Origin of the sequence: Pseudoalteromonas sp. XMcav11-Q, assembly GCF_040104525.1 — a bacterium.
Classification (GTDB): Bacteria; Pseudomonadota; Gammaproteobacteria; order Enterobacterales; family Alteromonadaceae; genus Pseudoalteromonas.
In genome coordinates this window covers 248227-264417 of the sequence record NZ_JBECOX010000004.1, presented here as the reverse complement: position 1 = coordinate 264417, position 16191 = coordinate 248227, and the positions used below count along the sequence as shown (strand labels likewise).

Here is a 16191-nt window from a genome sequence, read left to right as displayed (position 1 = left end):
CTTTCCATGGCAAAAACATTGAAAGTTCCTCATACACTAGTCCTGCTACTAGGTATGATGCTAATTGCATTACTGTCGACTTGGATTATTCCACAAGGCTTTTTTGATACTGCAACTACTGACTCTGGCAGGCAGGTTGTGCTTGCTGGTACCTACCATATTGCAGAAGAGTCTGTTCATCTTACACCTTGGGATCTGCTAAAAGCTATTCCTCGTGCGTTTGCTGCTGCGCAAGACGTAATCTTTTTCGTTATGATTGTTGGTGGTGTGCTCGCAATCGCACGTGCAACAGGCACCGTTGATGCGTTGATTGGTCGTTTACTTGAGAAAAATGGCGATAAACCACAAAAACTCATTTTTATGGTAGTGTTCTGTTTTGCAATCGCGTCAAGCGCTATTGGTACAGCAGGCGAATACATCCCGTTTGTGCTGATTTTAGTTGCACTCTGTAAAGCAATGAAGCTGGATGCCATGACCGCTGTTGGTATGATCATTGCCGGCTATGGTATTGGTTACGGTGTCTCGGCATTCAACCCATTTACGGTATTAATTGCTCAGCAAATTGCTGAAGTACCTGTCTATTCGGGCATATGGTTGAGATTTGCTATTTTTGTTCCATTTGTACTGATTGGCTTTCATCATGTATGGAGCTATACAAAAAAGGTACAGCAAAACCCTGAGCACTCTATGATGAAAGACGTGCCTTGCCCACTGGCAGGTCAGGCTGCGCCAAGCTATCCGCAGCTTAATGGTCGTCATAGAACTATTCTACTTACCTTCATTGTTACGCTTGTCTGTGCGGTTTGGGGTATTGCGACTCAAGGATGGTATCTCTACGAACTAGGTGGCTTATTTATCGCCTGGGGTATCGTTATTTCAATTCTTGGTAAACTTTCAGCTGATGAAGCCGCAAACCGATTTATCGAAGGAGTCTCAGATCTTGTTACTACTGCAGTGCTTATTGGTGTAGCTCGCGGTATTGCACTAATTCTAGAGGATGGTCAAATTCTTCATACGATTGTACATGGTCTTTCAACACCACTTTCTTATGTCGCTGCGGAAGTTTCAGCTGTTGGTATGTTACTTATCCAAACGCTTTTAAATATGTTCATACCTTCGGGCTCTGGTCAGGCTTATGTTACCATGCCATTGATGGTTCCAGTAGGTGATCTAGTTGGTGTACCAAGGCAAGTTGCAGTACTTGCGTATCAGTTTGGTGATGGTTTCTCAAACATGATAGTACCGACCAATGCAGTATTAATGGGGATACTCGGCATGGCTGGCGTCCCATATACCCATTGGTTTAGATTCTGTATGCCGTTAATGGCTAAACTCATGGTAGCAGCGGCAACTGTGTTGGTACTCGCTGTGATGTTTGGTTATGGCTTGGACGTGCAACCACAACTGTAGATAAACAAATTTTCTTCTTAGATAGCGCCAATCGGCGCTATCTTGCTTTTACTAGACTCAATTTCTTTTCAAAAAGCAAATTTATTGATCTGTATTTATATTCTATGTAGTTTAATAAGCTATTATTATTTATTAAACAAAAATCTTGGTCGAGAATTAGCCATACAGACTTCTATGAATTTAACGTTTAGCCATTTTTACAATTTAACATCCACTAATCAGCGATATCAATTTGCATTGAAACAGCTGTTTGAACGGTTTGATGCGGATCATTGTTTTGTGGGTAAGTTTATCGATAACGATAAGCGCGTAAAGACCGTTATGTACCTGGCGGATGGTAAAGAAGTCGATAATATTATTTATGACCTAGAAGGGACGCCGTGTTTTGATGCTAAAGCAAGTAACGAAGTTTGCAGTGTTACCAGTGGCTTGCAACAACTTTATGAAGAAGATGAAATTCTTCGTGTTCTTAGTATAGAGGGGTATTTAGGGGTAACGCTAAGGGCCTTAGATCACAAACCAATAGGAATAATGGTCTGTTTGTTTAATAAAGAAAAACAAGTCAGCTTTGAAGAAAAATTGTGGTTTCAAGAGTTAGGACACCTGATCTCAACGGAGCTTAACCACAATTTAGAATTGACTAAACAAGGTATTTTACTAAAGCAACTTGCAAAAGGTGAGCAAATAGCGGACCTATGCACATGGACATGGCAACTTAAACAAAATAAGCACTACTTTTCCCCCCACCTAAATCATCTACTTAAGACAAAAGCTCATTCTCCGTCGCTGTCATTATTGCTCGATAAACTCACGATAGAAGATAGTGAAAGGCTGCGGATTGCATTAGAAAAAGTGAGGTTAGGTGCCGTTCGCAATACTGATTTGCAAGTTTCATTGGCCGCTCGCACGGAAAATCATGGGTTATTAAGAATTATTGGGCAAGTAGAGTCTGATGAGCAGCATAGCGATGAGTTTGTATTCACTGCGACTATTCAAGATATTAGCTATATTTCATCGCTAAATAAACAGCTCGAACTCACTAATGTTGTGTTCGAGCATGCTACAGAAGCCATTATGATCACCAATAATGAAAATAAAATCATTATGGTGAATCGTGCTTTTGAGCGGCTAACGGGTTATACCGGCTACGAATTGTTGGGCCAAGACCCCGCGGTGTTATCATCTGGTAAGCAAGATAAATCATTCTATGAAGCCATGTGGGCATCATTGAGCACGGTTGGCCATTGGAAAGGAGAGATCCACAACCGTCGCAAGAACGGTCAGATTTATCCTGAGGAATTAACACTGAGTGTGGTGAAGGATGAGCAAGGTCGAGTTGCTAACTACGTCGGCATTTTTAGAGATATTACCGAATGGAAGCGGAACGAGTCTCAACTTACCTTCTACGCCAACCATGAACCATTAACAGCATTATTAAATCGCCGCAGTTTTATGCAACGATTGGAAGAACAAATATCGGGCTCTAGAAGTAACAATACCAGTTGTTCACTGCTTTTCATTGGCTTAGACAGATTTAAAGAAGTGAACGATGTTTTTGGTCCAGAGATTGGCGATAAGGTACTTATTTCTGTAGCTAAACGATTAAAAAATGCAGTTCGCCAAAATGACATTATCGCAAGATATGGTGGTGATGAATTTGCGCTATTGCTCACTCATAGCGATGTAGAGAGCGCGCTTAAAATTGCTCAAAAGCTTTCACTGAAACTTTCTCAGCCCTATGTATTTAATGAAATTACTATAGAAGTCACTTGTTCTACAGGTATTGCACAGCTCGAGGCTGGCTCTCGGATCACCGCGGCTAACTTACTCAGAAACGCAGCGCATGCACTCAATAGCGTGAAAAAGACCGAGCGCGGACAGGTAGCCTTACACAATGCGGCAATTCAAAATGCCTATTTAAATAAAATAAAGCTTAAAGACAAGTTAAAGCAGGCACTGAAAGAAGGAGCGCTTACTGTTTATTATCAACCGATCGTTAATGCTGATACCAACCACATCACAAAGTTTGAAGCCCTAGTACGTTGGTTTGATGATGAATACGGAATGGTATCACCAGGTACTTTCATTCCTATTGCTGAAGAATTTGGTCTTATTCATTTAGTTGGACAGTTTGTACTTGAGCGTAGTTGCCAAGACTTAGCAAAGATCCACCAAGCTGGTTTTACAGAGGTTGGGATCTCTATTAACCGTTCTGTTAGTGAGTTTAAAGCCAGTATTAATCAGGTGAAGTTAATTACCAGTGCCATCGAAAAAGCAAAGATCCCGTATGAAGCAATTACCATTGAAGTTACCGAATCGCTTGCTACAAATCGCTATACTTGGAAAACGCTTAATCAACTGAGGGAACATGGGATCAAGGTTTCGCTTGATGATTTTTGTACTGGCTATTCATCATTAAGTAACTTGATAGAAAATCAGGTGGATTACCTAAAAATAGACAAAAGCTTTGTCGACAGCCTGATGTCTGATTACAACAAACAAGTAATGATTGACTGCCTCATTAAGCTCAGTGATAAGTTGGGAATTGGTGTGATAGCCGAAGGGGTAGAGCAGTTTACTCAACTCGAAAAATTACGAGAGCTCGGTTGTCATCACATTCAAGGATTCTTTTACAGTCCCGCAAAACCAATAGATGCCTGTCTTGAGCTACTCACAACAGACGCTTTTGCTGAACAAACACAAAGTGCGTTAGAAAAATAAAGGTGTGATATTTTGATATCACACCTAAAAATAGCAGATTGCTTCTGCGTCTTTATTACAGCAGTGGTTTTATCAGCGCTGTGATCGCTTTAATGTGATCATCACGGTCGTTTAGTGCGGGAATATAGCGATACTTTTCGCCGCCAGCAGACTCAAATACCTCTCGGTTTTCAACTTCTAACTCTTCGAGTGTTTCTAAGCAGTCTGCACTAAAAGCCGGACTTAAAATAGCGACGTTTTTAATACCTTGACTGGGAAAACTCTCAAGTGTTTTGTCCGTATAAGGTTGTAACCATTCTGCTTTACCAAAACGACTTTGAAAGGTAGTTATTACTTTTTCTTTATCAAGATTAAGTTTTTCAACGACTAAGCGAGTCGTTTGCTGACAAAAACAGTGATACGGGTCGCCTCTATCTAAAAATAGCTTTGGTGTACCATGATATGAAAATACCAATTTATCCGGCTCCCCATTCGCCTCAAGATCTTCGCTAATGGAATTAGCTAAAGATTCGACATAGAGCGGATGTTTGTGATAGCCATTAATAAAATGTAGCTCTGGTACCCAGCGCCAACCTCTTAGCACCTTTGAGATCTGATCAAAGGTTGAGCCTGTCGTTGCACTGGAATATTGAGGATATAGTGGCACGATGATAATTCTTGTGATGCCTTTTTCTCTTAATTTCTCAAGCCCTGATTCAATTGACGGGTTGCCATAGCGCATGGCGAGTTCAACTTCGATGTTTTCAAAACCTTCACTGCGTAACTGCTTCTTTATTTTATCAGTTTGCGCTCGACTAATGGTTATCAACGGGGAGCCCTCATCGGTCCAAATTGATTGATAGGCATGTGCTGACTTTTTAGGGCGAACACGTAAAATTATGCCATGTAAAATCATTAACCAAATTAGCCTTGGAATTTCGACTATACGGGGATCGGAGAGAAACTCCGCAAGATAAACTCTAAGTGCCTTAGCCGTCGGTGCATCCGGGCTACCTAAATTCGTAATAAGAATGCCCGTTTTGGAATTAAATCGGCCTTCATGGGGATTATCTGTAATGGCTGAAAAGCGAGACACTTAACGCTCCTTAGATTATCATTTTATTAGGGTTATTTTACAAGAAAGGCTATACGGGAGTAAGCCTAATTTCGATCTAAACTGGCATAAATCAATTTGCGCCTAAAATTAACTCACACTATAGTTGTAATTATCGTTAATTAATCCCTTCTCTATTGCTATTCATGGATTGAGGGCGTATTTTTCTGCAAATATTTAAGGGAAAATCAATTTTTTGTTAGTTTTGGACTTGTCTAATGAGAACCAACCACCCAGTAACCCAAAGAGAAAAAACCTTTCCTCGCGATGTAAAACTCATCTCCGTCACTGATCTGAAAGGAAATATTATTGACTGCAATCAAGCGTTTGTTGATGTTAGTGGATTTTCTCGTGATGAGTTAGTTGGTCAACCTCATAATATAGTACGACATCCAGATATGCCACCTGTGGCGTTTCAAACAATGTGGACGCAGCTTAAAACAGGCAAGCCATGGATGGGGATCGTAAAAAACCGCTGTAAAAATGGTGATCACTACTGGGTAGATGCCTATGTAACGCCAATAACAGAAAATGGCAAAATCATTGGCTATGAGTCGGTTAGAAGCTGCCCAGACAGGGCTACGGTTGAACGGGCAAGTCAACTTTATACAAACGTAAATACTAATAAAGGAAGCAGTTTCGGTCTTCCCAAATTACGCGTGGTTTGGCCAGTCTTTAACATCATCTCATCACTGGCACTTTGGTATTTTGCTTCTGAGTCTGCAGGATTTTTTTGGTTGATGGCAAATATGCTGGCATATTCAGCCTATGCAACTTGGCGCGATAAAGAACAGCTGAGAAGACTAGAATCTGAGTTGGCGCACAGTTTTTGCGATGAGATATCTGAGCAAGTTTATTCGACTTGGGATGGTACTATGGCATCAATCCAAGTCCGCTTAAAGAGCGAAAGGGCACACCTAGATACAATTCTTACGCGTGTTGAACATGCGGCGCAAAACGTATCTAAAGGAGCGCATACGGCGAGTAAAGAAGCGCGAGCCACCTATGCTGATTTACAAAAGCAGCAAACTGAGACTGAGCTTGTTGCCACAGCAATGAATGAAATGACAACAACCATCAACGATGTCTCTAACAGCGTGCAACTGAGTGCTAAAGATGCTCAGAACTCCCTTGATTTGACTTCTCAAACAGAACAGATCGCTAATAAAACTAAAATTGCTTTTGGTGATTTAAGTAATACCATTGCTGACATCCGCAATTCTGTTGAAGGTGTCTCTAAACAAACTGATAAAATTGCAGCAGCCGCACAAATTATCGAACAAATCGCTGAGCAAACTAATTTGCTAGCACTAAATGCAGCAATTGAAGCTGCGCGAGCTGGTGAGCAAGGTAGGGGCTTTGCAGTAGTTGCTGATGAAGTTAGACATCTAGCACAGCGCACACAAGAGTCGACGAAAGAGATCCATGCAATTATTGAAGAACTAACCAGCAGCACACAAGCGTCAGTAGACATTGCTCAGCAAGGCCAAGAAGAATCGCTTCACGGTATTGAACAGCTGAATCAAAGCACCGATATGCTACAACAAATCACCCAAGCGGTTATCCAAATTAGTGATATGTCGATGCAAATTGCAACTTCGGTTGAGCAACAAGCGGCCGTGTCTGATGACATTAATCAGCAAGTCGTAAACATTGCACAGCTTGCAAACAACAGCCTAGATAGCGCGGACAAAGTGCATCAAGAGAGTAAAGACCTAGAATCGACTGCTAAAGAAATGCACGAGTTGATTGTTCGTTTTAAGCGTAAGTGATGCTATTTAGTTGAGTTAAATGTAGTAGTTCAATCCATCGTTTTTTTGCTAAAATCCTTAAATGATAAAAAGGACATCGGTGGATGTCCTTTTTTCATAGTTAAGGCTCATAGCTTAGTAGTGACAATACTTTTTCAATCGCCGCATCTTTGTTCTCTTTTCTAAATGTGATGTCGAAGGGATCGACTTCAACGTCAACAGGAACACCTAGCACTTCCACATTCAAATCCAAACTATTTTCATAGTACTCATTACTAAGCTCATAAATCCAACCATTAGGCAGCATCCGTGGAAAAGTATCAGAGGTAGCACCAGCTGTAGCGCGTCCTACCAGTGTTACTTGAGGGAGCGCAGACATCGCCAACGCAAAGGTTTCGCCAGCACTGAAAGTACCGTTTGAGGTTAGAAGATAAATATCTTTAAGATAATATGGCCTGTCATTATCAGGCTCTGCATAAACCGATGTCAGCTGATGCAACGCCCCATCATAAAATGTACTAATATCCCAAACAAGCGTATTTTGTGAGATAAAGCGCTTGATTAATTCTAGTGCTTGTATGTCATGGCCACCTTCATTATCGCGAATATCAATAATCAGCTGATTAGTACGGGATAAGTCTGTGAAAATTTCATCCAGTAAATCGTTGAAAGCCGCATTGGCATAACTAATATCTTGACGCTCAATACCTGCTACATCAATAAAGTTTTGAAAATGATAGAGTTTCAAATAACCAATATGTTGACCACCAGTGTTAATCACTCCCCAATTAGGGCCATTCGGACTTTGCTGTTTACGTATTATAAAGTCTTGCTTTGTCTCTTGATCCAGATATTGTGCAATCGTCATTTGTAGTTGATTCGTTTGCGTTTCAATATATTTTTCAGCAAGCTCACCAGTCAAGTTTAGATCAACTGCTTCTCGTTCTAACCTTTTGAATAGGGTAGGTTTAGCTTCAAAATTTATCGGTTCTTCTTCAAGGCTAAAATAAAGCCTGGTGTGACCATCATTTAGTAGTTCAAGTATTTCACGAAATACGCCTAGTAGGTTTGTCTCATTGGCATCACTTAGCTGCCCAGCATACCGGTTATAAACAGCGTCCCAATCTACATTACGCTCAGAGAAAAATGCATAGTGATTTTTCATATCCAGCCAAAAAAGTTCAAAGATTGCCTGTGCGTCAAAGGTATAGTCACTTTTATCTGAGGTAGATATAAATCCGTCTTTACAGACTTCATCGAGACTGGATATTTCAGTGTATTTTACAGGGCCAGAATCGTAGGGTCGTTTATAGGTAAGCAAGCCTGCACTTTTGGCGCTAAACGCGTCAAATAACGGAAGAGGGTCTAATGTCAGAATTGGATAGCAAGAGGAGCCTGTTACTTGCCAGGTCACTAGACGCTCATCAACTATTTGTTTTATTTCACCATAATGTTCCGAATACCAAAGCTCATTTCTTTGCGTTTGTTGAACAACCTCTACGCTGCTTTTATTTTCGTCAAAGTGGCAACCAGCAAGGCCGATACACAAGATTAAAGTGATCGGTCTTAAGTTGAATTTTTTCATCATAACTTCCTATCGATTAAAATATGAAGTTATTTTAAAGTGTAAGTAGTGATTTGATTGTCGCGGATTTGTCAGGGGTTTGTCATAGTTAATAGATCAACATTGGGGACAAATTGATAGTTAGACATGCGCCACCGAGTTCACTTCTGCTTACCGAGACCTCAGCGTCATAGTTCAATAAAGTTTCTTTTACGATGGTCAAGCCAAGGCCTGCACCCCGTCTTCTTCCTGAGCGACTTTCATCTACCGTAAAAAAGGCTTGGAAGACTAACTCATGTTTATCTTCTGCAATGCCAATGCCATCATCTTCCACAGTTAAGAGAAGTTGAGCGTTACATAAACTTAGTGAAACACGGATCTGCTCGACTGCAAATTTATCAGCATTAACAATTAAGTTATGAAGCACGCGTTTAACATCTGTTTGGCAGGCTCTTATCCATACTGAGTTTGGACAATTTATAATTATAGGGTGATTACAATACTTTTCTAAAGTGACGATGTATTCATTAATTAGTGTACTCAAATCAAAATTGGAAACGCTGGTCTTTGCGGAAAACTGTTCTACTTTACTGAACTCCAAAATCTCATGCACCAGCATTTCAAGCTCTTCACATTCCTCAAATAACTCTCGAACCAGATTTTTGTTCTTTGGTGGAACATCAAGCAACTCAAGCTTGAGCTGAAGTCGGAATAATGGCGTTTTGAGCTCGTGAGATACGGCTCTGATCATATTCCTTTGCTGTGCAAAGGCAAACTCTAATTTTTCAGCCATTTGATTAAAGGCGTAATTGACACGTCCGACTGCTAAAAGTCCGGTATCAGCACGTTTAGATAACAATCCTTGTGCAATTAATTTACTAGCATGTTCTAACCTAGAAAGTCGAAATTGCAACCAAAGTGAGTGCAACAAAAATAGGACTAGGATTAGTCCTAAGGGTAAACCATACTGAATAAAATTGAGGATCGCCCCTGCAGAGCCTTGCACTCCAAGCGCAGAAAACGCTATTAACTCTTTACCTTGTATTTTTGCGATTACGGTTTGTAATTCCTCATCATAAACGTTTTCGATGACTAACTTAGTCGTTTGCTCAAATGCTGGTCTATCTAGTGTCTGTACTTTTAGATTACTTTTTTCTGAGATCTGGGCAAGTAAAGCTTGCCACTGAGCATCATCCAAGCCAGGGCGAGCTGCATCTAAAGCATAAACATAGGCTAGATAATCAAGCTCTACATCCTTTTTCAGCTCTTTTGAGAAATAACTTGTAGCTAGAGAAGTCAAAAGGGGATTTATCACTAAAAACAAACTAGCAAAGAGTAAGCTTGCAAATGCAAAACGTATGCTTGTCATTCAGTTTCCTTGCTATTTACAAAAATATATCCTTTCCCTCTTACAGTGATGAGGTGTTGATAGGGCATTTCATCACCGATAATCTTTCTTATCTTCATGATTTTATTGTCAACTGTACGATCGAAACCATCAAATGAGCGGCCGTACAGCTGAGTTGAAATCTGGTCGCGACTTAGAATAGAGTCAACATTAGACGCCAAAAAATGGAATAATGTGTATTCACTGTCTGAGAGACCAAGCGGTATACCATCTTGGCTTGCTTGCCTTGTCGATGAGTTAAATGAGAAGGGGCCAACACGGATCACGTGCCCGTTTTGCTGTTTATTCTCACTTTCTTCTGCTAGGCGAACTAGTTTTCGAAATCTCGCTAGGATAATTCGTGGGTTGACTGGCTTATGAATAAAGTCATCAGCCCCCATTTCTAATAGCGTAATTTCGTCTATATCATCGTGACTCGCGGTTAACACAATCAATTTACCATTGTACCTGTTTTGTAGTGACCTGCAGATCTCGAAACCATCTTTATTTGGCAACATCAAATCAAGCAATACAAAATCCGGCTGAAGTTGCAGGACATGCGCCAATCCGCTCACTCCATCATTTTGGATACTCACGATAAAACCATGTTTTTCAAAGAAGCGCCTAAGCAGTTCCGCAAGGCCTAAGTCATCTTCAATTATTACCAATGATCTTGAGCTCATATATACTCCTTAAAATCCAGACCGAACGTTCTGAGCCTAAATCTTCCGTTTCAAACCCGATTTGGCGCGTTCTTTAATATTTGTTTGAATATAAATTTGATCTGTTGTTGCGATTTTAGCGTGACCTAAATCTTCAGATAGATGTTTTAGCGGGCGGTGTTGCGCATCATGCGTTGCTCCTGTATGTCTTAGCCAGTGTGAAGTTGCGGCTTCGAGTTGCTCTGACTCTTCTGTAAAGCCATCTTCCTTTAGTTTAGCCACTGCTAAGTCAAAACTTTGCTGAACAATACGGCGTAATTGACGAACGTTCATACCGCCTTGGCCCCTTAGTTTATGAACAATTGGGTAGGGCTCATCAACGCGAGGTAGGGCGCTTAACCCCCGGTACTGCCGGTAACGCTTTAAATAACTGATAAAGTCTTCGCTAAGCGTTACATCCCTTAGCTTATTGCCTTTACCCATAATTCTTAGGTACCAAAAGTCATCTTGATCTTGCCAAAAGTGACTCATTACTGGTGACCAATGAGGGCGGTCAGATAGCTCTGAAATGCGTAAATACAAGCCTTTTAAGCAAGCTAATACGAAAAGATTTCGTTCTAGGTCCGGCTGCTGTTCACTTAAATCACGTGTTACACCAAAAACATATTCCCATTGCAAATCACTCAGCGTATCAGGAAGGTTGATTTGCGATTGAACAACTAAATACGGGCTATTTTTCTTAACCACTGGAACAAAGTTAGCAAATGATTTTTCTTCTAAAATGGCAAACTTGTAAAACACATTGAGCGCGGTAAACATTGCTGCCAACGTTTGCTGGCTAGCGCCGTTTTCTTTGAGAACAAATGGCCGCCAATTTTCGTTAACCTGACGGATACCTTGGTTTTGTTTATAACGCCACTGCACAGAAGTTTGTGTCCATGCGTTATCTGGCTCTACCACAAAATCCACATATGCCTCGATGTCTTCGCGTTTTAGCTCAAACACTGACTTCTCAGCAACCAGCCACGACCATAAATAAAAGCGCTCAAGCTCATTACGAAAGCGGTTAAAAGTTGCTTCAGACTTACGACCGTAAACATACAAAAACTGAAATAGGAACTGTAGCTCGCTATGTACCGGTATTGATTTACCTTGACGAGCCAAGAATTTTTCCAGCTCTGGATATTCATGCCCAAGCGTATCATCTTCAAGATGGGCGATTTGATACCTAAGCTGCTTTAAGGTGTCGACCAATGGTAAAATCATGATAAGTCCGATATTGGTTAGTATTGGACATATTATAGTGACATCTGCACATATTATGCAATACTGTGTAGATAAGCCTATAATTTACGTTATGTTAAATAGGTAGGTCGCGTCAAAGCGCCAAAACGAAAAAAGCGAGGGTTTCCCCTCGCCTTGTCTACAGTCTGCTTGTTTCTTAATTTATTCGCAGTAGTTGGCTACGTACGTTAAGTCGTTGATGTGCTCAGGGCCATCCATTACAAAGGTTGCTTCTGCAGTGTTTGGATCTAGTGTGTAGATCTTCGCGTCTTCACCTGAGTTACGGCCAGATACGTATAAGGTGCCGTCTGAGCTTACTGCTAAACCCGATGCCCAATTTACACCATGCTCGCCAACGAGATCTAAAGACATGTCGCCTTTATCTAGCGTGTAAAGTGCTTTACCTGTTAGTACGTAAATCACGTTAGTATCTGCTGAATAAGCGATATCACCGTGTGAGAAGTCGTCACCTGCATAGCTTAGTTTTCCAAGCACTGTTTTTGCGCCTGTTTGCATGTCAAACTCATAAAGATAAGTTTTGCTGCTTGCAAGTAATTTAGTACCGTCTGGCGTTACTGCTGAACGGTATAATGGCCATGAAACTGCATTAGCAGCTAAAGTCTGCTCTGCACTATCTAGTGAAACCTTCCAAAGTGATGAAGCTTTAGATGCACTGTCGTTTTGTTCCATAAAGTAAAGTGCACCATTGTGCGCAGCAATGTTTGAAGCTGTATTAGCGACGCCATCAACGTATGCATAGGTACCATTAACCATGTCGAATTTATAAACATAGCTATTGCTGTCTTCACCAAAGTTATTGATGCCGTACACGCCTACTTTACAAGTTACTGGAGGCTCTGGAGGTGTAACGTCTTCCTCTTCTGTTACGACTACGTTGTCTAGTAACGCACCATATGAGTCAGAAGTGCCTAACCCCTGAAAGCGTAATTGTGTCGAACTACCAGTCGCTTCAACCGTATACTCGTACTTTGTCCAGCCTCGGGTCGTTGCATTCATCGTCACTAGTGTGTTGTCACCAAACCATGCACGTGCACGATTAGTTGAGTTATTGTTTACCACTCGAGGCGAGTAATAAAAACTCACTTTATACTTTTTTCCAGCCGTTGTTGGGATATTCTGGTAGATTGTATAATTTGCAGTTGAGTCAAGCTCTAGGTATTGATTGCCGTTTTGAGGCACGATAATACCAAGGCTTTGCTTTTGAATTTCGAATCTGGCGCCTTCTCTATTCCAACCTTGGAGGTTGTCAAATAACGCCCAATCACCAGAAATATTGCCTGATGTTTCAAACGAGCCGTTAACGACTAAATTGTCGGCAGCACTTGCTGTACCAACAACTGATATTAACGCTAAGGTTGTAAAGTTAAGTTTCATAGCCACTCCAATAAAATAGAGTTAATGTAAATTTTTTGTTTACAATAACATCACTTAATATAATACCATTGTCGTATTTATTGAGTCAGCGGTCAATGAGTAACCGAAAAACCAGATTTTATGATGTTTTACGTCTCTAAATAGACTTTTTAATTGGTACTTTAGTATTGTTTTTTTGGCGTGAAAAATAGATGTCGAAACCTATCCGTCATTTTGACCGAGACTAGGGTTTCGTATAACAAAGTCATTAAAGCTAATGGTTAACGGTACATTTAAGAGCGTTTGTTTGGTTGCAGTAATGAAAGTCTAAGTAGTAGTTGTCCTTGGAAGGTGTCTGGCCAAGAGCTATCGTATTGTAAAGTAATTCCGCTCCTTTTCGGCCCATTTCAAAGGGGTTTTGGCCAATATTGATTGTTGAAAGTCCCTTTTCCAAAGCTTTAAGTTGCATCTCTTCTGTATCTGCGGAAATGATCACAGCATTGTTATTTTTTATCTTCTCTTTGTATGGTAATACGCGTTCAATATAATTAGAGTGAAATTGAGCGAAGCCAGCGACAGCAATAAAAATCGGGGGATTTTCATAATTTAGTAAGGTCAATAGTTGGCTTATCGCATCTTCGCGTTTACCCATTGTGTAAAGTGGGCATCGTTCGTACTCTTGCCACCCTTGCTTGAGATCATTCTCTGTTTTTGTAAGGTTGTCTATTGTATGTGTAGAGAGTGCATATCTAACGCCATTGATTCTTTTATCCAAATTAGGTGTTGAGTGATGACCTGTTTGAATACAAAACGATTGAAGCGCGGCCTTTTTATAAGGTTTAGCGGCTTCTCCAAGTGCAACACCAAATGCAAAGTTATCGGTTCCTACATAGGCGAGACGGTAATCTTTATGCTCTGTTAAAAGGTCAGAGTCAAAAGTGATCACTGGTATCTTCAATTGCTTTGCCTTTTTGAGCGAACGTGACACGAGATAGTTTGAATCGGTAGTTGATATTAATAACCCGTCTACCTTTTTACTCAATAGTTCATTAATAATTAGGCTTTGCGTTCTAAAATCTTGATAGTCGTCTGCACCATCGTAGATACACTCTACATTTGGATGTTGTTTCGCAAAGTCTACACACCCTTTATACGATTGTTCATAAAAGGTGTCATTTTTTAGTTTTGCCTACAACCGCGATGGTTATTTCCGCTTGAGTACTTTGGCTCAGTATCGCAAACAATATTAGCCCAAATACCAAGGTACAACGGGAGAATAGATTTTCCTTTAACTTCATGTTTAGAGTGAAATAATTTTCTTAAACTACTGCAAGCATAACGTAGATTTTTAGTAACGCAAATGAGGACAGCATTCCATCTGGCGCTCACTAGTGCATCGCAGCATTTTTCAATACAAATTGATGAGCATCCATATAGCTTTTAATAGCACTTTGCGCAATTCGTATCGTCGCGGGTACATCAGTACTACCTTTATGAATGCAAAATACTTCCACTTTTTCCAGCTCGAATTCGGGATCTACTCGCTCCAAGTTATGATTATTAAATGCGATGATTTCTGGCACTAATCCAATACCCAAACCGCTTTCAATGAGCCCTATTGTATCGCTAACGGAATTGGTTTTGTGATGTGCTTTGAATGAAAGCGGTTTAACGATATTTTGTGTTGTATGTATAAATTCATAATTTGTGACTTTGCTTTCCCAAGAGTTTGCAATGTAAGGAGCGGTTGTGTCGTTAAATTCACTGTCCTTTGCTTTATATAGCACGTCTCTAAATGAACCAATATATTGTTGTGATTGCTCCACATCTGTGCTTTTACCTACTCTAACAGCAAGATCTATCCCCCGCTCCACTAGATTGAGATGGCGATCTTCATTAATTAAATTCAGGCGGATTTTAGGGTGCGTTTTAATCAGCTTACATAGTGCAGGTGCAACGATGGTTTGCATCAAAGCATAGGATGTTGTCACTGTTAACTGCCCTGCCAGTACTGATTGCTTAGATCTTGCTTTCTCCCAAGCTAACTCTGATAAATGGCTGATTTCAAGGCAGTACGCATAGAAGTCTTTACCAACGTTGGTCAATGATTGGCTTCGTGTGTTTCTATATAGTAGTGGTGTTCCTATCTCTTCTTCTAGTTTCTTGAGATGTTGGCTGATCACTGATTTAGACAAAGATAACTTCTCCGCGGCTTTGGTCAGTGATCCTGACTCTACCACCCCCTTAAATATCATCATTCTTCTTAGTTTGTTCATTTAACTTCTCTTTTCACATTACTTTATAAGATAAAGACCGCCGCATCCAAATAAAATTACATAAATATTACATAAATTAAACATTTATTTTTAACAGTTATAAATGAAATATGTGTTTTGGTCTATACCAGATTCAGTGTTATTTCCCCTGCCTAGCTAAAAGTGGTTATTGATAATTTCCTTAATCGTTTTAGGTTTAACCTTGTTTGAATTTTTAAGTCATTTATATAACTTAAAGTGGCTGTACTAACGGGTAGTTACTTTGATTTTTCTAGCCAAGATCAGATAGCTGTCAATAGATTGAATTTATTTCTTCAACAAAGAACACGCGTCTCATTTATAGCGGCAGAAACATTGAGTTCGATTTTATGAAACAGTTTAATTAAGGTTGAATTTTGAGCGAAAGTGGCTATAAAAATAAGCTGTTAACTATCTGTTTGTAACAAAACCCCCCTACATCTATAGCTATGGATGGCCAGGTTACAGCTCGTTTTTGTTAACTTTCATTTACTTAATTTGTTGTTTTGTAGATTGTATCCCGTGCTGTTTGGTGTTATTGAAAATGCAACTAATTTCCTCAATTTGTTAGAAAGTGTAGAAGTTCTTCCATTCTCATTGTCCCTATATCAATAATATTAAAAGTACATTTAGTTAACATTTTAACTACAT

Annotated in this window: 10 protein-coding genes and 1 pseudogene; 3 read left to right on the top strand and 8 right to left on the bottom strand. The window is 40.1% G+C overall.

Annotation, left to right across the window (positions count from 1 at the left end; translation table 11 throughout):
* The first annotated feature begins 6 nt into the window (after positions 1–6).
* Together ABMY45_RS08685 and ABMY45_RS08680 are read left to right on the top strand one after the other, a co-directional pair.
* Positions 7–1410, top strand: coding sequence for a TIGR00366 family protein (locus tag ABMY45_RS08685; RefSeq protein ID WP_102058047.1), 1404 nt, complete (start codon positions 7–9; stop codon positions 1408–1410).
* 174 nt (positions 1411–1584) lie between these two features.
* A complete protein-coding gene (locus ABMY45_RS08680) occupies positions 1585–4131 on the top strand; it encodes a GGDEF domain-containing phosphodiesterase (RefSeq protein ID WP_102058048.1) in 2547 nt (848 codons plus the stop codon).
* 55 nt (positions 4132–4186) lie between these two features.
* Here the strand turns inward: ABMY45_RS08680 and hemH are convergent, their stop codons facing one another.
* Positions 4187–5206, bottom strand: coding sequence for a ferrochelatase (gene hemH / locus ABMY45_RS08675; protein ID WP_174169225.1), 1020 nt, complete (start codon positions 5204–5206; stop codon positions 4187–4189).
* 236 nt (positions 5207–5442) lie between these two features.
* On the opposite strand from hemH, the gene ABMY45_RS08670 reads away from it, so the two are divergent.
* Positions 5443–6996 (top strand): PAS domain-containing methyl-accepting chemotaxis protein, encoded by a 1554-nt coding sequence (locus tag ABMY45_RS08670; RefSeq protein ID WP_174169224.1) that lies wholly within the window; start codon positions 5443–5445, stop codon positions 6994–6996.
* Between the two features lie 100 nt (positions 6997–7096).
* On the opposite strand, the gene ABMY45_RS08665 is transcribed toward ABMY45_RS08670, so the two are convergent.
* From ABMY45_RS08665 to ABMY45_RS08635, 7 genes and pseudogenes are all read right to left on the bottom strand, one after another.
* A complete protein-coding gene (locus ABMY45_RS08665) occupies positions 7097–8563 on the bottom strand; it encodes a S41 family peptidase (protein ID WP_211865613.1) in 1467 nt (488 codons plus the stop codon).
* Between the two features lie 85 nt (positions 8564–8648).
* Entirely contained in the window at positions 8649–9908 is a 1260-nt protein-coding gene (locus ABMY45_RS08660) for an ATP-binding protein (protein ID WP_227387914.1), read from the bottom strand.
* A complete protein-coding gene (locus ABMY45_RS08655; RefSeq protein WP_174169221.1) occupies positions 9905–10609 on the bottom strand; it encodes a response regulator transcription factor in 705 nt (234 codons plus the stop codon). Before ABMY45_RS08655 ends, ABMY45_RS08660 begins: the two co-directional genes overlap by 4 nt.
* 36 nt (positions 10610–10645) lie before the next feature.
* Entirely contained in the window at positions 10646–11854 is a 1209-nt protein-coding gene (locus tag ABMY45_RS08650) for a site-specific integrase (RefSeq protein ID WP_102058052.1), read from the bottom strand.
* A 180-nt stretch (positions 11855–12034) separates the two neighbouring features.
* Entirely contained in the window at positions 12035–13267 is a 1233-nt protein-coding gene (locus ABMY45_RS08645) for a DUF642 domain-containing protein (protein WP_174169215.1), read from the bottom strand.
* Positions 13268–13520: 253 nt separating this feature from the next.
* A pseudogene (locus ABMY45_RS08640) lies at positions 13521–14369 on the bottom strand (substrate-binding domain-containing protein); the annotation flags it as partial.
* A 265-nt stretch (positions 14370–14634) separates the two neighbouring features.
* Positions 14635–15522, bottom strand: coding sequence for a LysR family transcriptional regulator (locus ABMY45_RS08635; protein WP_010605430.1), 888 nt, complete (start codon positions 15520–15522; stop codon positions 14635–14637).
* Between the last annotated feature and the right edge of the window lie 669 nt (positions 15523–16191).

Excerpts from the sequence above, each read along its gene's own strand:
- ABMY45_RS08685 (WP_102058047.1), top strand. The coding sequence starts at position 7 with ATGGCAAAAACATTGAAAGTTCCTCATACACTAGTCCTGCTACTAGGT.
- ABMY45_RS08680 (WP_102058048.1), top strand. The coding sequence starts at position 1,585 with ATGAATTTAACGTTTAGCCATTTTTACAATTTAACATCCACTAATCAG.
- ABMY45_RS08670 (WP_174169224.1), top strand. The coding sequence starts at position 5,443 with ATGAGAACCAACCACCCAGTAACCCAAAGAGAAAAAACCTTTCCTCGC.
- ABMY45_RS08665 (WP_211865613.1), bottom strand. The coding sequence starts at position 8,563 with ATGATGAAAAAATTCAACTTAAGACCGATCACTTTAATCTTGTGTATC.
- ABMY45_RS08660 (WP_227387914.1), bottom strand. The coding sequence starts at position 9,908 with ATGACAAGCATACGTTTTGCATTTGCAAGCTTACTCTTTGCTAGTTTG.
- ABMY45_RS08655 (WP_174169221.1), bottom strand. The coding sequence starts at position 10,609 with ATGAGCTCAAGATCATTGGTAATAATTGAAGATGACTTAGGCCTTGCG.
- ABMY45_RS08650 (WP_102058052.1), bottom strand. The coding sequence starts at position 11,854 with ATGATTTTACCATTGGTCGACACCTTAAAGCAGCTTAGGTATCAAATC.
- ABMY45_RS08645 (WP_174169215.1), bottom strand. The coding sequence starts at position 13,267 with ATGAAACTTAACTTTACAACCTTAGCGTTAATATCAGTTGTTGGTACA.
- ABMY45_RS08635 (WP_010605430.1), bottom strand. The coding sequence starts at position 15,522 with ATGAACAAACTAAGAAGAATGATGATATTTAAGGGGGTGGTAGAGTCA.